This window comes from Niabella ginsenosidivorans (genome assembly GCF_001654455.1).
GTDB classification, from domain to species: domain Bacteria; phylum Bacteroidota; class Bacteroidia; order Chitinophagales; family Chitinophagaceae; genus Niabella; species Niabella ginsenosidivorans.
In genome coordinates this window covers 3,486,010-3,506,881 of record NZ_CP015772.1, presented here as the reverse complement: position 1 = coordinate 3,506,881, position 20,872 = coordinate 3,486,010, and the positions used below count along the sequence as shown (strand labels likewise).

The 20,872-nt window shown below is 45.4% G+C and carries 17 protein-coding genes and 1 other RNA gene; 12 read left to right on the top strand and 6 right to left on the bottom strand.

Annotation, left to right across the window (positions count from 1 at the left end; translation table 11 throughout):
* Positions 1-13 precede the first annotated feature (13 nt).
* From A8C56_RS14670 to mnmD, 5 genes are all read left to right on the top strand, one after another.
* Positions 14-1,987 (top strand): tetratricopeptide repeat-containing sensor histidine kinase, encoded by a 1,974-nt coding sequence (locus A8C56_RS14670; protein ID WP_084490222.1) that lies wholly within the window; start codon positions 14-16, stop codon positions 1,985-1,987.
* Complete coding sequence (locus A8C56_RS14665) at positions 1,977-2,615, top strand: response regulator (protein ID WP_067757502.1); 639 nt, start codon at positions 1,977-1,979, stop codon at positions 2,613-2,615. The genes A8C56_RS14670 and A8C56_RS14665 overlap by 11 nt, the downstream gene beginning before the upstream one ends.
* Positions 2,616-3,181: 566 nt before the next feature.
* Positions 3,182-3,560, top strand: a transfer-messenger RNA (tmRNA) gene (gene ssrA / locus A8C56_RS14660).
* Between the two features lie 202 nt (positions 3,561-3,762).
* On the top strand, positions 3,763-5,661 hold the full coding sequence (locus A8C56_RS14655) for an outer membrane protein assembly factor BamB family protein (RefSeq protein WP_245645497.1): 1,899 nt from the start codon (positions 3,763-3,765) through the stop codon (positions 5,659-5,661).
* Positions 5,661-6,338 (top strand): tRNA (5-methylaminomethyl-2-thiouridine)(34)-methyltransferase MnmD, encoded by a 678-nt coding sequence (gene mnmD, locus A8C56_RS14650; RefSeq protein ID WP_067757493.1) that lies wholly within the window; start codon positions 5,661-5,663, stop codon positions 6,336-6,338. Before A8C56_RS14655 ends, mnmD begins: the two co-directional genes overlap by 1 nt.
* A 7-nt stretch (positions 6,339-6,345) precedes the next feature.
* Here mnmD and A8C56_RS14645 read toward each other — a convergent pair whose 3' ends face one another.
* Entirely contained in the window at positions 6,346-6,933 is a 588-nt protein-coding gene (locus A8C56_RS14645; RefSeq protein WP_067757489.1) for a DUF4126 domain-containing protein, read from the bottom strand.
* Positions 6,934-7,961: 1,028 nt separating this feature from the next.
* On the opposite strand from A8C56_RS14645, the gene A8C56_RS14640 reads away from it, so the two are divergent.
* The gene (locus A8C56_RS14640) at positions 7,962-8,870 is read left to right on the top strand and encodes a helix-turn-helix domain-containing protein (protein ID WP_067757484.1); all 909 of its coding nucleotides are present in this window, start codon (positions 7,962-7,964) and stop codon (positions 8,868-8,870) included.
* 92 nt (positions 8,871-8,962) lie between these two features.
* Positions 8,963-10,180, top strand: coding sequence for an MFS transporter (locus tag A8C56_RS14635; protein ID WP_067757481.1), 1,218 nt, complete (start codon positions 8,963-8,965; stop codon positions 10,178-10,180).
* Between the two features lie 627 nt (positions 10,181-10,807).
* Here A8C56_RS14635 and A8C56_RS14630 read toward each other — a convergent pair.
* Complete coding sequence (locus tag A8C56_RS14630; RefSeq protein ID WP_067757479.1) at positions 10,808-11,485, bottom strand: NAD(P)H-binding protein; 678 nt, start codon at positions 11,483-11,485, stop codon at positions 10,808-10,810.
* A gap of 35 nt (positions 11,486-11,520) precedes the next feature.
* On the opposite strand from A8C56_RS14630, the gene murB reads away from it, so the two are divergent.
* Together murB and A8C56_RS25305 are read left to right on the top strand one after the other, a co-directional pair.
* Positions 11,521-12,537 (top strand): UDP-N-acetylmuramate dehydrogenase, encoded by a 1,017-nt coding sequence (gene murB / locus A8C56_RS14625; RefSeq protein WP_067762080.1) that lies wholly within the window; start codon positions 11,521-11,523, stop codon positions 12,535-12,537.
* Between the two features lie 229 nt (positions 12,538-12,766).
* Entirely contained in the window at positions 12,767-12,901 is a 135-nt protein-coding gene (locus A8C56_RS25305) for a hypothetical protein (RefSeq protein ID WP_262492416.1), read from the top strand.
* Positions 12,902-13,105: 204 nt separating this feature from the next.
* Here the strand turns inward: A8C56_RS25305 and yiaA are convergent, their stop codons facing one another.
* The gene (gene yiaA / locus A8C56_RS14620; protein WP_067757477.1) at positions 13,106-13,561 is read right to left on the bottom strand and encodes an inner membrane protein YiaA; all 456 of its coding nucleotides are present in this window, start codon (positions 13,559-13,561) and stop codon (positions 13,106-13,108) included.
* A gap of 81 nt (positions 13,562-13,642) precedes the next feature.
* Positions 13,643-14,206 (bottom strand): Crp/Fnr family transcriptional regulator, encoded by a 564-nt coding sequence (locus A8C56_RS14615; RefSeq protein WP_067762078.1) that lies wholly within the window; start codon positions 14,204-14,206, stop codon positions 13,643-13,645.
* A gap of 104 nt (positions 14,207-14,310) precedes the next feature.
* On the opposite strand from A8C56_RS14615, the gene A8C56_RS14610 reads away from it, so the two are divergent.
* The 3 genes from A8C56_RS14610 (at position 14,311) to A8C56_RS14595 (ending at position 18,740) form a co-directional block, all read left to right on the top strand.
* On the top strand, positions 14,311-15,096 hold the full coding sequence (locus A8C56_RS14610) for a HipA family kinase (protein WP_067757473.1): 786 nt from the start codon (positions 14,311-14,313) through the stop codon (positions 15,094-15,096).
* Entirely contained in the window at positions 15,074-15,460 is a 387-nt protein-coding gene (locus A8C56_RS14605; protein ID WP_067757470.1) for a DUF3037 domain-containing protein, read from the top strand. Before A8C56_RS14610 ends, A8C56_RS14605 begins: the two co-directional genes overlap by 23 nt.
* 406 nt (positions 15,461-15,866) lie before the next feature.
* Positions 15,867-18,740 (top strand): sugar-binding domain-containing protein, encoded by a 2,874-nt coding sequence (locus tag A8C56_RS14595; RefSeq protein WP_245645495.1) that lies wholly within the window; start codon positions 15,867-15,869, stop codon positions 18,738-18,740.
* 35 nt (positions 18,741-18,775) lie between these two features.
* On the opposite strand, the gene A8C56_RS14590 is transcribed toward A8C56_RS14595, so the two are convergent.
* Together A8C56_RS14590 and A8C56_RS14585 are read right to left on the bottom strand one after the other, a co-directional pair.
* Complete coding sequence (locus tag A8C56_RS14590) at positions 18,776-19,792, bottom strand: UbiA family prenyltransferase (RefSeq protein WP_067757464.1); 1,017 nt, start codon at positions 19,790-19,792, stop codon at positions 18,776-18,778.
* The gene (locus A8C56_RS14585; RefSeq protein ID WP_157097994.1) at positions 19,779-20,870 is read right to left on the bottom strand and encodes a hypothetical protein; all 1,092 of its coding nucleotides are present in this window, start codon (positions 20,868-20,870) and stop codon (positions 19,779-19,781) included. Before A8C56_RS14585 ends, A8C56_RS14590 begins: the two co-directional genes overlap by 14 nt.
* Between the last annotated feature and the right edge of the window lie 2 nt (positions 20,871-20,872).

The following is a 20,872-nucleotide window of genomic DNA, read 5'->3' as shown; positions in this document are numbered from 1 at the left end:
AATTTCTGATTCAATGAAACTTGTTTTTAATACTTTCCTGTTCTGTTGCGTATGTACTCTGTTAAGGGCACAACAACCGTTGAACATAGAAAAGGATATCGATAGTATTAATGCCGTTTTACAAAAAAAGGTATCTGACAGTATAAAAGCCCGGGCTCATTTTGCATTGGCGTCCTATTGGTTACTGAAAGATACGGCCAGAGCGTGGGCGCACATCAGTAGCGGGTATGTATTAAGCAAAAAGTATCCCTATCTGCGAGCCTGCTACTATTCGGTTTTAGGCGCCTGGTATTATTCGGATGAGCCCGAAAAAAGCGAAGCGGCCTATCTGAAAGCAGATCAGTTATTAAGTGGTTACCCAAACAGGGAGGCATATAAGAACAGGAGCGAAGCCCTGTACCGGTATGCTGTATTGCAGCAGCGTAAAGATGATGATGAGGCTTTTATAGGTATTGTGCTGAACCAGTCCGTTCCATTGGCAGTAAAGTCCGGCGACAGCGCTATCCTTGGCTCCCAATATCTTGGGGTGGGGGTAGGGTTTATGAATATAGAACAGTACAAAAAAGCGGAAGATTATATAAACAGGGCCATTGCCGTGTTAAGGAATATTCATGCAGATCCATCAAGGCTGATCGCTGCCTATAACAGGGCGGGTGAAAATTACTTCTACCTGGAAGAATTTGATCAGATCAAAAGGGTTTCAGATACTTTAAAAGTGCTCTTATCCCCTTACCCGGAGTCAGAGCTTTATGCAGGTTATTATTTGTTAACAGGGCTATATCTTCATCATAAAAAGGCGTATAAAGAGGCGATTGAAAATTTTGATAAGGGTATAAAGGCCGCAGGCGGCGCCAATAAGGTTTATGTAATACAGGAAATGTTATTTGCAAAGATAAAAAGCCTTATCGCCTGTCATCAATACCGGGATGCGCTGAAATTATTGAACAGTTTTTTGCGCGATGAAGAAGTAATGGGCTTTGCCGGCAGCAGGCTTGAAATTTTTCAGGGATTATACCAGAGTTATCTTGGGTTAGGACAGGAAAAGCAGGCTTTTCAGTGGCTTTTGAAATATGCCGATTTAAACGACAGCTTATATAAAAGCAAGACGATTGAAAATCAAAGTAAATTAGACGTGCAGTTTCAGACTGCGGAAAAGGAGAAACAGATTGACCGACTGAAAGCAGAAAAAAAGGAAGCGTCCCTTACTGCAAAAACCCAACGGCTGAATAACTGGGTGTTGGGGATTGCGACTGTATTGCTCTTTTTTGTTGCAGCATTTTTTATTTTCTATTACCGGAATACCAAAAAGCTGGCTGTACAAAAGGAAATTAACTACCGGCAGCAATTAAAGGAAGTGCAGCAGCAGCAGGAGCTGAAGATCACACAGGCAATGCTGGAAGGGGAGGAGCGGGAACGTCAGCGGGTGGCCCGCGACCTTCATGACGGGTTGGGCGGTATGCTGGCCGGTGTTAAAATAAACCTTTCAAGGCAGTCAGAAATGGAAGATCAGCATTTAAACGACGTGATCCACCAACTGGATCAGTCTGTGTCCGAGCTAAGACGGATCGCAAGGAACATGATGCCGGAAAGCCTGCTGAAGATAGGGCTGGAAGCAGCGCTCCGGGATCTTTGTGAATCCCTGTCCGGTAACAGCACACAGATCGAGTTCCAGGCCTATAACCTTGACGGGAATTTACCAGCGGCCACCCAGGCAACTATTTACCGCATTGTACAGGAGATACTGTCCAATGCCGTGCGCCATGCTGCTGCGCGTAAGGTGATCCTGCAATGCAGCCAGAACGGGCCGGTGTTTTATATTACTGCTGAAGATGATGGCAGGGGATTTGATGTAGCTGCTCTTAAAGAAGCAAAGGGCATCGGCTTTATCAATATCCGGAATCGTGTTGATTATTTAAAAGGAAATATGGATATTCATTCCGTTCCCAATGAAGGAACCACTATAAATATAGAATTGCATGTTGCATAATAAAATTTCCGTAGCTATTGTGGACGATCATCCGGTGGTTGTGGAAGGCCTAAAGACCCTGTTAAAAAATGATGAAGGCATCGGAGGGATCATTAGCTGCGTACGGGGCAAAGAGATTATTGAATGCCTGCAGGAGCAGCCTGTAGACCTTGTATTACTGGATATTATATTGCCCGATGCCAACGGGATAGAACTATGTAAGGAAATAAAGAAAATAGCGCCGGAAACCATCATACTCGGGCTTAGTAACCAGGCAGAGCGCAGCATCATTCTGCAAATGATGCAGAATGGTGCCAGCGGGTACCTCTTAAAAAATGCCTCTGCCGCCGAACTTTTAAGATGCATTGCAGAAGTGCAGGAAGGCAAGACCGCCTTTAGCGATGAAGTGAAGGAGATCATGGCCCGGCCTTCTCACCACGATTTAGAGGCTGCAATCCCTTCGCTTACCAAACGAGAGAAGCAGATCCTGAAGATGATTGCAAACGGGGATACCTCTCAGCAGATTGCGGCTACGCTCTTTTTGAGCACTTTAACCGTTGAAACGCATCGCCGTAACCTCCTGCACAAGCTAAAAGCCAAAAATGTGGCGGGGCTGATAAAAAGAGCTACAGAATACCGGCTGCTGTAATGCCGCAGGACGCGTTGATCTTTCCCGGTATTGGCACATAGGATCGCTGAAAGCTATATGACTTCTTTGTTTTTTATATATTATACACAAGTGAAATTTATTATAGACCTAAACAAAGTGTTGCGGCTAAGTAGCCAGAGCATTAAAAAGTTTCAAAAAGCAGATGAATCTATTTTAGGATATAGCATTCCGACATCTCTGGAAAAACCAAAAGAAAGGGCTGGTGCCGTTCAGTGCTCCCGCAGAAATCGCTGAACAACGCAGACAACCATTCATCTGCGCTTCTGCCATTGGCGGAAGTCTGCGTTCCGAAGGTTCGGAACAGCGGGATATAACATGCAAGTGAAATTCATTATAGACCAACAAAAAAAGCGTTGCGTTTTCAGGAAACCTTTTGGTCTGATTAAAATGTCACTTCCTTATTATAGAATCGGACGCAGGTTAGTGTATCCAGCCGGGACCATTTGTGCATTCGTGGCCGGTTTATACGTCTGTCGGAGAGGGTTTATCGTTATCTCAATTTTTATCCGTATCTTTGCAAGCTGTCTTTTCGGAATCAGTTAATTGGGGGCGTTTGGTGTTGACAGCATAGGTCTTTGAAAGTGGAAGCATGCCGGGCGTTGTGTAATTAGCCCGTTAATCTGAATACTCAAACTATAAATGGCAATAATCAATATGCCATGGCTGCCTAATCAGTGATTAAGTAGTCATTTGGGCCGCGTTGAGCACGGTTGTTCTGTTACCACGCTCCGCCGCCGACTCATCAAACAAATACAGGATGCTGCTGCAACAGGCTGTGCCTGCAGCAAAAGCCCTATACAGCTAAGCAGTAAATTGGTTTGTTCTTTTCCTGTTTACTGCCGACAAATAATATAAGAAATAAGCATGTAGAAGACTTTTGGGGAATATGTTTGGACACCGGTTCGAGTCCGGTCGCCTCCACACAACCTGTGATGTTTTAGCAGTAGCTCACTGCCGGCCTCACAGGTTTTTTATTTTCAGCCGGCCAAAGACGTAAACCTGCCGGTGCCTTTTATTAAATGAACCGGGTGATTGCTGCTGATAATCGGGTATATACGATTCCTGAAGACCCTCCCCGAGGGGGTAATGCATTGCCCTGGTCATCCGTTCTAAACATAAAAATGTTATGCGCCCTGTAATTTGCGGATCGCAATATGTTCCCTATCTTTCTCCAATGAAAAAGATCTTCATCGCTGTTTTACTGGTCGTTTTTGTAAATACACTGTTAGCGCAATCCCGTTTTCAGTTTGCGCATATCTCAGATCTGCACATCGGTTCCAATAATGCGGATGAAGACCTGAGAAGAACGGTGCACGATATCAATGCCAACGCGGAGCTGAGGTTTGTGATCGCATCCGGCGACATAACTGAATTTGGTGCGGATGCCGAAATAAAGCTGGCCCAACAAATACTGGACTCACTGAACAAGCCTTTATATATTATACCCGGTAATCATGATGATAACTGGTCTGAGAGTGGTACCAATACATTCAACCGCGTATTTGGTAATGAGGTATTTGCTTTTGAATATGGCGGTATCCATTTCCTTGGTGCTAATTGCGGCCCTAATATGAAAATGAGCCCCGGGCAGATCCCTTATGGAAATATCGTTTGGTTGGATTCTGTTCTGGCAACGATCCCCGGCAGGGAACCGGTTATTTTTATTGACCATTACCCGCTGGATGCATCTCTGAATAACTGGTATGAAGTGGCAGACCGGTTAAAGAAACATAATATTCAATTGTACATCTGCGGGCACGGGCACCAGAACAGGCAATATGATTTTGAAGGCATCCCGGGGATTATGGGGCGCTCCAATTTAAGGGCAAAGGACAGTACGGGCGGGTATAATATTGTAACTGTTGATAATGGAAAAGTTACCTACCAGGAAAAGAACCCGGGGGCAATATTAAAAGCGCCCTGGGCAACGGCAATTTTACAGGATCATCATTTTGAAAAAGAAACCCGCAGCTATGACCGGCCCTCCTACGCCGTTAACGGGCAGTACCCGCAGGTAAAAGAGAGCTGGCGGTTCCAGGATTCTTCAGATATTGGCAACGGCTTTGTACTGTATAAAGGCCGGATCATTACACCAGACAGCCGCGGGCGCATCCTGGCACTGGACCCCGCTGCCAATAAGGTGGTCTGGCGTTTTGTAACAAATGGTAAAATATATGCAGCCCCTGTAATAGAGGGGTACCGGTTGATCATTCCCTCAACTGACGGGACCATTTATTGTTTAAATGCGGAAAATGGAAAATTGCTTTGGGCAACCCCTACTGATAAAGCTATTGTAGCAACGCCCGTTATCAATGAGGATAAAGTATTTCTTGGCTCATCTGAAGGAAAATTCAGGGCTCTGGATATAAATACCGGCAAAATTATATGGGAATATGACAGCGTAAAAAATTTTGTAAAGGCACAGCCCTTATACTATAATAGCCGGTTGATTTTTGGAAGCTGGGGGAATGAGCTCTATGCTGTCAGCAGCAAAACCGGTAAGGCGGTGTGGGTTTATAATAACGGATACAGCAATCGTATGTTCTCTCCGGCTTCCTGTACGCCTGTAGCGGCAAATGGCAAAATTTTTATTGTGGCTCCTGATCGCTTTATGCGCGCCCTGGATGCGGGTAACGGAACGCTTTTATGGAAGCATAAATGGGAGGAGGATTGGGTGCGGGAATCGATGGGTATCTCCAATGACGGAGCTGTTGTATATGCAAAGACCATGCAGGGGCATTTGATTGGTGTGGACGCAAAGGCAGACAGTGCACATATTGTATGGAAAACTGAAAATGTGTTTGGTTATGAGCTGAACCCGTCAAAGATCATTGAACGTAAGGGGCGGGTATATGCTTTTAGTGATAAAGGCGTTATCACCGCATTTGATCGGAAAACCGGGAAAACGGTCTGGATGCATAAGGTAGCCAATTGCCTGGTGCACGACCTGCAGTTTATAGATGATCATACAATTGTTGTAACGACTATGGATGGTAAAGTTGTAATACTCCGGGTACACGAATAATGGAAAAGAAGAACCCTGTTATCATAACTACAGCCGATGGCTCTCATTCAGTCAGCCTGGGAAATACAGGCATTACTTTTCATTCTGTTTTCGGGGCTTATACGGAATCACAACATATATTCATTGAAGCCGGGTTGCGGCATTACCTGGCAAACCGTCCGGTTAAAGAGTTGTCTGTTTTTGAAATGGGCTTTGGAACCGGGCTGAATGCCTTTCTTTCCGCTATACAGGCAGGGACATTAAAAATAAGGATCCGTTATATAGCACTGGATCTGTTTCCGTTGGAAGAAGCAGTTTTCCGGGAGCTGAATTATGGCAGACAACTGGGAGCGGAAACCCTGTACCGGTTGTTAATGCAGGCTGCATGGGGACAGCCGGTAGCGATCAATGATTTTTTTATTCTTGAAAAACAACAGGCAGACCTGTTACGATGGCAGTCGCAGGCCTCTTTTGATCTTTGTTTTTTTGATGCTTTTGCGCCGGAGGATCAGCCGGAACTATGGACGGAGCAGGTGTTTGTACAATTAAAAGAACGGCTGAAGAAAGGAGGGGTTTTAACCACTTACTGCTCTAAATCGGTTGTACGGAAGGCCTTGATGCAGGCAGGGTTTAAAGTAGAGAAATTAAAAGGTCCGCCGGGCAAAAGGGAAATTTTAAGAGCTACCGCTTCACCTTAAGGCCGGATCAGGCAGACCGTACTGCCCGGCGGTTTTTGATCTTTTTCCGCATTTTTCTGAATATCCATATCATAAAAAGGAGGCAGAGCACCGCCATCACTACCGGCATTAAAAAACTGAGCACACTGCCGGCAATGGCAGCTGCATTTTCTCCGGTAGCTACAAATATATTTCCTGTTCCTAAAGTAGCTTTTGTGCTAAACAGGCGCAGGAGCCCTGTTCCTGAGGCAATCAGCCCTGCGCTTCCGCCGCCGGCAATAATTCCAACAAGCCATTTGATCCATTCACTGTCTATCGGTATTACAGCGGTTGCCAGCACAGTGCCGGCAATGGTTGCCATTGGTGCGGCAATCGTATCAAGGATATTATCAATAAAAGGAATATAATAACCGGCAATTTCAACAGCAGTGGCAGCCCCCAGCGTTATTAAAGCAGGAGTAGAGGAAAGCCAGGCAAAATGATCCGCAAAATGGAAAAGATGCAGCCTGCTGGCTAAACCGGCAACCAGCAAAGGAACAAATACCCGGAAGCCGCAACAGGCGGCCAGCGCAATGCCTAATGCCGTGGCTGATAGTGCCTGAATTTCCCAATTCATAATGTAATTTACAAAATATGGAAGGATATTCCCGGGTTTTTGCTGAACCGTTGGGGGCTGACTAAAAAGGCTCTATTGATTGTCATATTGAGGCATCTATAAAAGGAAAATTAAGTTCTTTAAATCCGGACATCCGGATGACAAGTGTATTGCTAAAACGAATGTCATGGTGCGCCTGACGAACCATGATCCGATTGTAACCTCATCCTTGGTCAGGTTTTTGTCATGCCAGGTTTTTTATTTATGCTGCAAAAACAAAATGGCAATGATAAATCTTCCTGTCGTCATCCTGAGTAAATTATTGGTGGCCCAAATCAATGATGCGATGACGTATTTATTTGTTCTTTCAAATTGAAAGCGTTTTCTAAATGTAGGGCTATATCAGCTTAATGATAGCAATTCAACAGCTGAGCGGTTTCGCTTTCAGCGAAACATACCACTATATGCTGAAGCCGATAGAAGTGCTCCCCGAAATCGTGCCGTAACCGATTTCGGGAGTCTTTTTTGGGTACCTTTTTGGACAAGCAAAAAGGTACAAATAAAAAAAATACCAGGGAAGCTTTAAATAAGGTATACATGTGGATGCGAAAAGAATAGTACAAATCAGTTACTTACAAATGTGTCATTGGCAGCGCATTCCGCGATAGCGGAAGAAGTCGAAGGATTTCTCAATCATCGAACACTTCAATATTTCAGAGCCTCGCCGGCTTCGCTCGGATCCGAACATTCGGATGACGAACGTATCATTGGTCCTCAATGCATAATTCCATCTGTCATTGGCAACTTGTTTCGGCATCTATTGATCGCTAATTTGGACCCTGAAATAAAAACAGATCCCGGAACAGGTCCGGGAAGGCATCTTCAAGGTGACCCGTAAGAATAATTGTCATTGCCTCATCCGAACTTTCGGATGATTTTGTTTTACAAATGGAAACCTCAGGACGCCATTACTTTTTAGGTCAGCCTCAAAGAGATTTCCGGTAGAGGATCCGCTTTTGAAACATCTTTGAATTGTTTACTTTTGCAGTATGGAGTCACTGGAATCGATCATTCAATATTACCAGTCAACCGGTCGCACTATTCCTGAAGATCTTATAAAGTCAGAAGGAAAATCGCGGCATTTTAATGTGCTCAGAAGGCGCAATTGTTTGTATACCCTGCCCTTCCGGAGGAGGGATTATTATAAGATCTGTCTTTCGGCAGGCGATGCTGTTTTGCTGACGGATACGAGGGAGGTGCTTATTGACCGGCCGGCACTTTTCTTTTCGGCCCCGGATATGAAGTTCGGGTATAAGGTTACCCGGGAGAACCAGGACGGCTACGTCTGTATATTTAATGAACAATATCTTTCGCCTGATCTGAAACGGGAGTTTAAAAAAGCGCAGGGCTTTTTAACGGATACGGTATACCCTTTTATTTTTTTAACTGATGAAGAATATGAAATACTTTCCGCGTACTTTAAAGCTATGGAAAGAGAGCGTTGTGGCGGGTTTTATTATAAAAGGGAAATCATCCAAAGTCTCATACGGTTGGTGATCTACACGGCAATCCGCATACATGATGCACGGGCTCATAAGGTAACGGAGCACGACCGTACAGACCGGCTGCTGTCTAATTTTCTGCGTTTGCTGAATAACCAGTTTCCTGTAGATTCGCCCGAAAGCTCACTGGTGTATAAGACCCCTGCAGATTTCGCAAATGCGTTGCATGTGCACGTCAATCATTTAAACCACAGCCTTCAGAAGCTGGTGGGGAAATCGACCCGGCAGATCATTTATGAAAGAGTAACTGCTGAAGCAATGGACCTGTTAAAGCATTCTGACTGGAATATAACCGAGATCAGTAACGGGCTGGGGTTTGAATATACCCAGCATTTTTCCCAGTTCTTTAAAAAGCAAACAGGGAAAACACCGATGGAGTATAAACGCAGTGGGTGAAAATATTTGATTTCTATACAAATTTATTTGGATTGCGTATGGGCTGCCCTGGCTGCCGCCCATAGCTTTGTGCGCTCAAATTGCAGTAATTTATGCGGAGCATTACAAATGAAAACAGCCGGGTCCCCACCGTACTTGCGTTTATCTTAATACCCATTTCCGGGTTTGCCATGGATGTGTATGTGCCTTCATTTCCCCAAATGGTAAAAGACCTCAATGCCACTACGGCCGATATCCGTTTCACATTAACCATTTTTCTGGTAAGTTATGGCGTGTCCCAGTTGTTTGTGGGCAGTATTGTGGATAGTTTTGGCCGCTACAGGGCCTGCCTGGCAGCCCTGTTGATCTTTGCAACGGCCAATGTTATCATAGTGATGACCCGGTCCGTTGAGCTGATCTTTGTAATGAGAGCAGTGCAGGGCGTTGTTATTTCTGTTGTAATGGTAGCGAAGCGGTCTTTGTTTATAGACCTGTATACAGGAACGCAACAACAACATTATACAAGCCTGCTATCCATAATATGGTCGGCAGCGCCGATACTGGCGCCATTTTTGGGAGGCTATCTGGAACATAATTTCGGGTGGAGGGCCAATTTCTGGTTTCTTGCCTTTTACGGTTTCCTGCTGTTCCTGTTAGAATTATTCTTTAGCGGGGAAACGTTAAAGCAGTTCCGGCCGTTTCATTTACGGTCGGTGCTTAAAACCTACGTGCATATGTTACAGGCCAGGGATTTCAGCTACGGCGTGCTGGTGCTGGGGCTGAGCTATTCTATGGCAATCGTTTTTGGAATGTCTGCCCCTTTTATTATTGAAACGGTTTTTCATTATTCGGCAATAGCAACCGGTTACAGTGCCTTATTATCGGGTATATCCCTGCTGCTGGGCGGTATCCTGAGCAAATGGATGATCCACCGGGATTTTTTCAGAAAACTGTCTGTTGCTACCGTCATTCAGCTGGGCATTGCCCTTATAATGCTTGCGGGGCCAGCCTTTTACAGCACTATTTTTTCATTGATGGGCTTTGTAATGCTGCTGCATTTTTTAATGGGCTTTGTTTATAATATTTATTTTACCTACTGTCTTACACGGTTTCCGGCCAATGCCGGTATATCAGGCGGAGTTACCAGCGGCGGCGCTTATATAGTAACTTCCCTGGTCAGTTACGGGATAGTAAGCATGCTCAACATTCATAGTCAGCGTACATTAGCGGTCAGTTATATACTATTGAGTTGTTTTATAGGGCTGGTGCTGGTATTGTTAAAGAACAGCCCGGCAACTTTCCTTGCCCGTAAATGGGGGCCGGAGCAATAGGCGGTAGCGGCGGTACATTAACCTGCAGCAGGCATATATTTTGCAAGGGGTGGAAAGTGATTTTCGTTTTTGTTGCTCCCTGCCTCCGGTCTCTCACCCGGGGGCCACTATCAGGGCACAAATATTCTGTTTAAAAGAACGCTAATATTATGCCGCTCTGCAACTTCCCGGTTTTTGATGGGTGTTATACGGGAGTGACATTTTAATCAGACCGAAAGGTTTCCCGAAAACTTAACGCTTTTTTTGTTGGTCTGTAATGAATTTCACTTGCGTGTTATGTCCCGCTGTTCCGAACCTTCGGAACGCAGACTTCTGCCATTGGCGGAAGCGCAGATGGACGGTTGCCTGCGCTGTTCAGCGGGAACATTGAAGGGCACCAGCCCTTTCTTTTGGTTCTTCCGGGATGTCGGGAATGCCCTATCCTAAAATAGATCCATCTGCTTTTAAGAACTTTTTAATGCTTCGGCTATTGAGCCGCAACGCTTTATTCAGGTCTATAATAAATTTTACTTGCGTATTACAAATATATTTGTATGCTGCACCGTTATCTCCCTGGGAAGTATAGTTATTGTTATCTGGCCAACGCTCAATGGTTCATTGGCTTAAACAGAACATTTTTATTGGCGCTCAACTGGCAGGATGAATCAGTTCCATCATTTCTTTATAGGTATAGCGGAATACACCGGTTTCCTCTTTCTTTCCTGCTATGATCATTGCCCGGGCAACATCTTTTGCTGCAATGGCCCTGTATTTGATCCAGGAGCCTGAAAATAAGCCGGACAAAGGTTTCATAATGGCTTGTGTAAATGATTCCAGGGGGCGGCTTTCTGCTCTTTTTCCCAGGAGCTGGCTGGGTTGCATAATATGAACAGCAGGCATTCCTGTTGCAATGATATCCGCTTCTGTCTGGCCTTTCAGCCGCAGGTAAAAATTCCTGCTTTCAGGGTTTGCCCCAACAGCTGATACCAAAACAAATTTCCGGCACCCCGTCTCCATAGCCAATTTACAAGCGCGTACCGGAATATCGTGGTCTATCCGCCGGTAAAGCTGCTGATCGCCCTTTACTTTTTTTTGGGTAGTGCCTATAGCACAGAAAACAACGGTTACACCGGTCAGTGCCAGTAAGACAGATTCAGCATCGCTGAAATCCACCAGCTTTACCTCCTGTTTTGGGCTAACCGGCTCCACGGGCCATCGTACAAGAGTGCGTATGATATCAAATCCGGGATCTTCCGGCAGGTACTGTTGCAGCCATGATCCTGTTAGTCCTGTGGCACCAATAATTGCAGATGATCTTTTCTCCATAAAGAATTAATGCTATTTTGCGGTATATTAAAGCTATGGAAATTCTGGATACTGTTTCGTTAAAACCGTATAATACATTTGGCATTGAACAATATGCCCGCCATTTTACAAAGGCAGCTTCCGTTGAGGAATTAAAAGAAGCGTTGCTCTGGGCAAAAAAAAAGGAGCAGCCTACGCTGATCATCGGCGGGGGCAGCAATATCTTATTGACCGGTGATTATAACGGGCTGGTCATAAAAAATGAATTGCAGGGGTACCAGGTGGTTAGTGATGACGATGATTTTGTTACTATAAAAGTTGCTGCGGGTGAGATCTGGCATCAGTTTGTGTTGCATTGTTTAAAACATCAATATGCAGGCGTGGAGAACCTGGCATTGATCCCCGGCTGCGTGGGTGCATCGCCTATGCAGAATATAGGTGCCTATGGTGTTGAAATAAAAGAGGTGTTTTGTGAGCTGACCGCGGTGCACAGGCTGGATCATACTACAAAAGTATTCAGCAAGGAAGAATGCAGCTTCGGCTACCGGGAAAGTGTTTTCAAAAATAGCTATAAGGATCAGTTTGTAATTACTGACGTAACGTACCGGTTACAAAAAAAGCCCGTTTTTCATATTGAGTATGGTGCCATCCGGCAGGAACTGGACCGGCTGAACGTTACAGAACTTTCCATCAATGCCATTGCACAGGCTGTAATAAATATACGTTCATCAAAGCTGCCTGACCCTGCTGAAATCGGTAATGCGGGCAGCTTCTTTAAAAATCCTTCAGTGGAACAATCACAATATCTTTCTCTGAAAAAAGCCTGGCCGGATATGATGGCCTATGAAAATGCCGATGGAACCATGAAGCTTGCAGCAGGCTGGCTGATTGAGCATGCGGGGCTGAAGGGCTACCGGAAAGGAGATGCGGGGATCCATGAAAAACAGGCCCTAGTGCTGGTGAACTACGGGAACGCTTCAGGCCGGGAGCTGCTGGAAGTTTGCAACCTGGTCACTGATACTGTTTTCCGGAAATATGGCGTGCAGTTACACCCGGAAGTAAATGTCATATAGGCCTGGTATGCTAAATAACAGCTCTGGTACATGGCGTTTTATTCTGGTTGCATGGATTTGTTCAGATTGGCTTAAACCCCTGCTTTTGTGCAAATTTTTAAAATAAGAAAACCTTTACTGCTAACAATAAGCTGCTTGCTAACTTGACTGTTCCTGTTTGCACAGCATCATTTTTATGGGCGTCCTGTGAACATGGATTTGCTGGCAGGTGCCGGTAGTGAATACCGTTTTGCTGAAAAAACAAACCTGTTCTTTAGTCTCGGGCTGGAAAAACGGGTTTACGGATAGTACAACCCATAAAGACTGGAAGGATGGTAAAGTGGCGCTGAACCGCTGGGCCATTCGCCTGGACGTGTTTTTCTGATAAGAATTATTTGTATAACAAATAAAAAGAAAGGTCGTAACCCGCTGGTTACAACTTTTCTTTTCAGCACAACTCTTATTGTTATTTTTTTAAAAACAGAGCTGCTGGTTTCAGTTATGATCCATGCGGTTATAATAGCAAAAAGGCGACAAACCTGTCGCCTGGCGCATTTGCAAGGTTAGCAGAACTATTTATGAACCTGTTTTAAAACGGGTGATTACCGGATAATGAATGGGGCTCAGTACTATTGTTTTTAGGATCTTCCGGCTGTGCGCTCTTGCTGTCCCTGATGTTTTTTTGTACCGCAATGGCCGCAAAAATGCTTAGCGTAAAAGACATGGCATAGAACCCTTTTTCACTTTTTGTAAGCGTTGCGTTCCATAGCCCAACCGTCAGCAGTATAATAGACAGCAGGGTAGTGAACCAGGAAATTCCGTAATAGATATTGGTAACAGGAATACCTTCTAACTGATCCCGTACTGCTTTCTGTACAGATATGGCAGAAAAAAGGCCAAACAGCAGTACGGTAAAATAGTAACCTTTCTCATTCAGTTCCATATCGGCATTCCATAGACCAATAATAAAAGCAGTTACTCCTATCAGCAGTGCCGACCAGGAAGCCGCAATAAACGCATTGGATGGTTGTTGATACTGTTTCATAATTTTAAATTTATGAGAACAAATGTAGCAGCACCGCCAAATGCTTTTTTTGACATTTGTCAAAAATGAAAAAAGCGTTTGTTAAAAGCGGCTCCGTATGCGGCTTAAGGTTTCCTGGCTGATGCCCAGGTAGGAAGAAATATAGCCAAGCGGAACCCGTTCTATAATATGCGGGGATTGATGCAGCAGGCGCTCATAGCGTTCTGCGGCGGTTTTAAACTGGGCGTTTACATAGCGCTCCTCCAGGCGGATATAGTATTTTTCATAAATAATGCGCACCAGCCGTTCAATTTCATGGTAGCGGTCAAACAGCTCCGTAAGTCTTTCTTTTGAAATGCGCCATAAAATGGAGCCTTCTATTAACTGTATATTTTCAAGACAGGGCTGTTGGGTAATAAAGCTGTGAAAAGAAGTAATAAAAGCGTTTTCAAACCCAAACCAGTTAGTGATCTCTTTTCCGTCAATAGTAATAAAACCTCGTAATGCACCTTGCTGCAGGTAATATAAATGCCGGCAAACTTTTCCTTCAGTGATAAGGAATTTGTTTTTGGCCAGCACTGATTCTTCAAAATTTTGTTCCAGTGCCTCTCTTGCTGCCGCGCTTAAAGGGTAATATTGTTTTATATGCTGAAAAAGCTGCTCCATACCTGCATTAAAAATAAAGAACAAATTTATTATAGGGCAGGAGGTTTACATAAATGGCCTGCATTAAAAGGTATTGGTTATTTTTGGATGAAAATTGATGTTTTATGTCCGAAATCCGTTCGGTACAGGTAACAAGGTATGTAACTCCTTTAAGGGAGGGCGGCTCACTGCCCGCTATAGCAGAAGCTGATGATGGGTTCCTCTATGTGCTGAAATTCCGTGGCGCGGGCCAGGGAGTAAAGGCATTGGTGGCGGAACTGGTTGGCGGGGAAGTGGCAAGAAGCTTACAACTGAAAGTGCCTGAACTGGTATTGGCTCATCTTGATGAAGCTTTTGGCAGAACTGAGGGCGATGAGGAGATCCAGGATCTGCTGAAAGCCAGCCAGGGTCTGAACCTGGGCCTGCACTATTTAAGTGGCTCCCTTACATTTGACCCTGCCGTTACCACAGTTGATCCGCTGCTTGCTTCCAAGATTGTCTGGCTGGATGCGTTCCTGACGAACATGGACCGCACGGTACGGAACACCAATATGCTGATGTGGCATAATGAGCTCTGGTTGATTGACCATGGTGCCTGCCTGTATTTTCATCATAACTGGAACAGCTGGCGGGAACAAATGAAAAACCCGTTCCCGCTGATCAAGGATCATGTACTGCTGAAGCATGCTTCAAAACTGGAAGAGGCAGATGCTTTTTGCAGGAGCGCCCTGAATGAACAACTGCTGCATACTATTGTAAATAGTATTCCCATGGAATGGTTAGCTTATGAGGAAGCATATGGCGATCCGGAAGCGGCAAGGGAGGTTTATTTCCAGTTCCTGAACTGGCGGTTAAAAAATTCTTTTACCTTTTTAAAAACTGCGCTGGATGCAAGAGCTGTTGGTGTATGAGTATGCGGTTATACGCGTGGTGCCCCGTGTAGAGCGGGAGGAGTTCATCAACGTTGGCGTTATTGTGTTTTGTAAAAAAACGGGGTTCATTGAATGCGCTGTTTCATTAAACAAAGAAAAATTATGGCACCTGTGCGCTGAGATCAATATGGAGGGGATTGAAGAAAACCTGCGCGCCTTCTGCGGGATTGCAGCAGGAGACAGGCAGTCAGGGTCGGGGATTGCCCTGCTGGATGCTGCATCCAGGTTCCGCTGGCTGACAGCTGCCCGCAGCACCATGATCCAATGCTCCAGGGCGCACCCGGGAATGACGACAACAACAGAAAATCTTACACAGCAATTGTTAGAACGGCTGGTGTTATAAGATTGGTAACTCCCTTAATATTTCAGTATCGGGGTATTCACTGAACGCCTGACCGTCTTTTGGCTATGTACAAAATTACCCTGTAGTGAACAGCATCTGATACCCTTGACGGATCTGCACGGAAGCAGACCATAAAATTATCCATTGAAGGCAAAAGATCATCCATTTAAAAGCACCGGCTTTTAAAATACCTTTACAGGGGATCAGCGCTGCTGCGTTACTGTGGTGGAAATAACAGCGCAATTGTGTTATGTGCGCTGTTGATCTGCTTTCCTGCTGCTGCGGCACATTTTTCTCCCGATAGCCAGGCAGCCATAAAACGATTTAAAATAAACAGGGATGCCTGTGGTCAATGAAAAAAAACTTCAGTTGGGAAAGGCCCGGTATCGCTATAAAAAAAATACAGGTGACAAAAAGCGAGTATTGTAAAAGAATATTGTTCCTGTTGCTATTCATGAACAACTGTATTATTATAAATGCGCAACGCCCTGTTGCGAAGGATGAAAATTCCATCAACCTGTCCGGAACATGGCATTTTCAAACGGATGTGCAGGATATAGGGGTTAGCCGGCAATGGTATGCCAAAAAACTTACGGGCATCATTCGCCTTCCTGGCTCAATGGCCACCAACAACCTGGGTGATGCTGTTTCTATAAATACCCCGTGGACCGGGGATATTGTGGACTCTTCCTGGTTTTTTGAGCCCCGGTATGCCCGGTATCGCAATCCGGGTAATATCAAAGTGCCTTTCTGGTTGCAGCCCAATAAGTACTATAAAGGCGCAGCCTGGTACCAGAAGGTCGTTCATATTCCGCCTGGCTGGAACAAAAAGCACATCAGCCTTTTTCTGGAGCGCTGTCACTGGCAAACCACCGTATGGATCGACACTGTAAAGATTGGGACGCAAAATGCGCTGGGCACTCCGCATGAGTACTCCATCGATTCGTTGTTATCACCCGGTGTCCACTATCTTACTATTCGTGTAGATAACCGGGTAAATGAAGTAAACGTAGGCGTGAACTCGCATAGTATTTCGGATCATACGCAGACCAACTGGAATGGGATAACGGGTAAAATAATGCTTTTGTCCCGCCCGCGATTATATATTGATGACGTTCAATTGTTCCCTGATATTGAAAAAAAGCAGGTGACGGCTGTTATTTCATTAAAGAATTTAAACACTGCCGCTGTCAATGCCCGTTTAGAGCTAACGGCCTTCAGGGGTGGCTGGAACGCAGTGCCGCTGACACCTTTATTGCAGGATATAAGGGTTAAAGGCAATGGTGGTGATATGGTCAGCGTTATTTATCCTATGGGTGATCATCCCCTGCTTTGGGATGAGTTCCACCCCAATCTGTACGCAATGCAGGTAACGGTTGCGGGTAATGGAGCTTCCGATAAAAAAGCGGTCACATTTGGAATGCGCAGTTTTACATCCAATGACCAGCAACTTCTTATTAATGGCCGCCCTGCTTTCCTTCGCGGAACACTGGAATGTGCGGTGTTTCCGCTTACCGGGTACCCGCCGGCAGCGGCTTCCTACTGGCGTCATATTTTTGCAGTATGCCGTTCCTACGGGCTGAACCATATCCGGTTTCACTCCTGGTGCCCGCCGGAGATCGCTTTTGCTGAAGCCGACAGCGCAGGGTTTTATCTGCAGATAGAGTGCTCTTCCTGGGCAAACCAGGGAGCCACTATAGGCGATGGAAACCCCCTGGATCAGTTTATTGAGGACGAAAGCCGGCGCATTGTAAAAACTTATGGCAACCACCCGTCCTTTTGCATGCTGGCGTATGGCAATGAACCTGCGGGGAAACATATGACCGGGTACCTTACCCGGTTTGTAACCTCCTGGAAGAAAAGGGATCCGCGCCGGCTGTATACTACCGGTGCAGGCTGGCCCATAATTCCTGAAAGCGATTATAACAGCACTCCGGACCCCCGCATACAGGCATGGGGCGCCGGTTTAAAGAGCATTATAAACAATGAGCCTCCCAGGACCAATTATGACTGGTCTGCGATCATTGCAAAATGGAAGCATCCCACCATCAGTCATGAGATCGGGCAATGGTGTGTTTATCCCGATTTCAGGGAAATTCCGCAATACACCGGGATCTTAAAAGCAAAAAACTTTGAAATATTCCGGCAAGCACTTGAAGCCAATGGTATGAAGCATCTTGCTGACAGTTTTTTGCTGGCTTCAGGAAAACTGCAGGTACTCTGCTATAAAGCGGATATTGAAGCGGCTTTACGCACAAAAAATTTTGGGGGATTTCAATTATTGGGCCTTGGAGATTTTCCCGGCCAGGGAACGGCATTGGTAGGGGTTGTGAATGCATTCTGGAAGGACAAAGGGTATATCAGCAGTAAAGAATACAGCCGGTTCTGCAATGCTGTGGTGCCCCTGGCAAGGTTTTCAAAGATGGTGTATTTAAATAACGAAGCTTTGGACGTTCCGGTTGAACTGGCTAATTTTAATGAAAAGCCGCTGAAGGGCATCATCCCGCTCTGGTCAGTTAAAAATGCCGCAGGCCAGCTATTATTTGCCGGTAAATTTTCACAGCAAACAACCATCCCGGTCGGAAATGGTTTTCAGTTAGGGGTAATCAGGCAGCAGTTAGCATCTGTTCTGCAGCCATCAAAACTTACGTTAACCGTGTCTGTAGCCGGTTATGAAAACTCATGGACGTTTTATGTATACCCTGCCGGGAACCCGGCCATTGCAAAAGATATTTTTATTACGCAAACATTCGATAGCGAAACGGTTTCCCAACTGAATAAAGGCGCCAGGGTGTTGCTTACTTTAAAGAAAGGCGCCCTTAAAAAAGATAAAGGCGGTAATATTGCTGTTGGCTTTTCGAGTATATTCTGGAACACTGCCTGGACGCATGGCCAGCCGCCGCATACATTAGGCATACTGTGCAATCCCCGTCACCCGGCATTCAGCTATTTTCCTACAGATTACTACAGTGATTGGCAATGGTGGGATGCAATGAGCCATTCCGGTGCAATGATCCTGGATTCGGTTCAGAAGGGATTAACGCCTATTGTAAGGGTCATTGATGATTGGGTTACCGCAAGATCATTGGCATTGCTTTTTGAATGCAGGGTGGGCAAAGGCCGGTTGCTTGTATCATCAATAGACCTGCTCAGTAATGCCGGGCAGCGGCCGGAAGCAAGGCAATTATTATACAGCCTGGAAAAATATATGGAATCAGATAATTTCAGGCCTGAGGCAACCATTGAAGCATCAAAGATCAGGGATCTGTGCCGGCAGTAATTCCGCCCGCCCGGCAGGATTATCCACTGTTTCCATCAGGCGCTCAGTTTTTTAGTTTTTATTATTGTATAAAGGACGGCTTTAAGGTCTTTAACCATCCTGATAAGTGTGTCCGGGAAAAGCACCAGGTGAACGGTCAGCGGAAGCAGATTATCTCTGTCTGTAATGGTAGCGCAGATCAGTAAAGTAACCGGAAAGATGCACTGAAAATAATCCAGCTGTAAAATTTGCACGGGCATATTGCCGCTGGTTAATATAACAACCGGCCGCTGGCCCAGGAACCGGCTGCGCAAAAAGCAAAGCAGCACGTAAAATGCATATGCGATGATGATCCACAGGTTGGAAAGATACAGGAAAATACCTAATGTAACCAGTAATTCAATTAGAAAAATAGTTGTTTCCAGTGGCCTGAATTTTTGGGGAGGAATCCGGGTAGCTACCGTATTCAATCCTGAGCGGATATCGTTTTCCCTGTCGGTATACTGATGCCAGAGAATGCCTCTTAAGCCATAACATAGCGCCCAGATCCCCGTCAGGGTCAGCCAGGCAATGTCGATCGGCCGGTTCATAGCAAAAGACATGCTGCTGATCATCAGTAGGCTGGTAAAAACATGTGATCCGCCGGCATCGCACAATATGCCGGGCAACCCATGGTTCTTAAGCCGGAAAGGCGGAAAGGAATAAAGGCTGAACAATACCCAGGGAACCAGGTACAGGATCATTGAAATTGTATCCGGATAGTAGATCGTATACTCAAAGAAAAGCCCCAGTAACAGGCAAAGCAGCGGCAACAGCCAGCGGCAATAAACAGGCAAATGCTGCATCCGGTTTTTTTTACCGGCCATAATATCATCTTTAAGATCTGTAACATCGTTAATGATGCTTACATAGGCAGCGCCCGCTACTAAGGAAAGCAGGATAACAAACAGCCATCTCCAGTAATCATAGATCTGCCCGCCACATTTCAGGGTTGTGGCGTAGCCAATCCCCAGTAGCGGAGGCAATTTATATTCCCACCATTCAGCAGAACGTATGATCTTAAACAGCTTCATGATTTTCCCGCATTGTATTTTGTAAAGATAGCTGATAGTGATACAGGGCTTCTGCTGCAAGCGCCGTGGTGGCTTCTTCACTGCCCCACCCGATAATTTTTTTAGGGTGCGTACCTAAAATATACCTTTCCCAGTTGCCTGCTGTCTGCTGCTTTTCCATTAACTGCGCTGCAAGCCCGGCAAGATAACCGGGGTCTTTATAATCCATGTTTACCAGTGCAGACAGGGCAAGCGCCATTTCCAGATCACAGTCTGCAAACGCAGCACTGTTGTGAATAGCATTTATAATTTTTTTAATAATCAGGGGCTTAATGTTTGTAAGTATAGACGGAACGCCTGGTATTGTATACAGCCTTGATATAAAATAAAAGTAGGCAAGAGGGTTCAGGTACCATTTGTCACTGCCGGCTTCTTTATTATTTTGGATGATGGCTGCAAGATACCGCACCACCGGTTCAGTTGTTTTGTTATACCCCAAATAGTAAATGGCATTCGCGTTTACGATGGCATCTACATCATTTCGCTTATGGTCTCCTTTTATCCAGTACAGGAGTGTACTTAGCGGGTGCTTCAGCTCTCTCAGAATCAGGCGCCAGTAAGTACGGGGAAATTTTATAAAGGTAGGGTGGAGGGTATACCAGGTGTAAAAGAGCCCGTTTCTGGTTCTGTTTGCAAGGAGCATGGGGGTATTATCAAAAATGAGCTTTTTTCTTTTACGCAACAGGGCAGCAATGGTTACCGTATCATCTGTATCTGGCGGAAGGCGTTTGAACTGCGGGTGCCACGCAGGGAAAAAATGCCAGACACCTCCCCTCATCATCTGATATTGCAGAAAGGCCACCGTTTTATCCAGCATTGCTGTTATTGGCGGAAAGGAAGCTTCAAGCGGCATCAGGCAATTGCCGATCAGCGCGGGGATGAAGGTGTTACTGTCCGGCACACACCATTGCCGCATTTTGTCATCAGGTGCTATATAGGTCATAAACTCCCCGTTGGGTAACTGGTGCCCGGCCAGATAATGTACAGCGGCATGAATGCTTTGTTGCAGCTTTTCCAAATGCATGTTCTGTGCCTCCATAT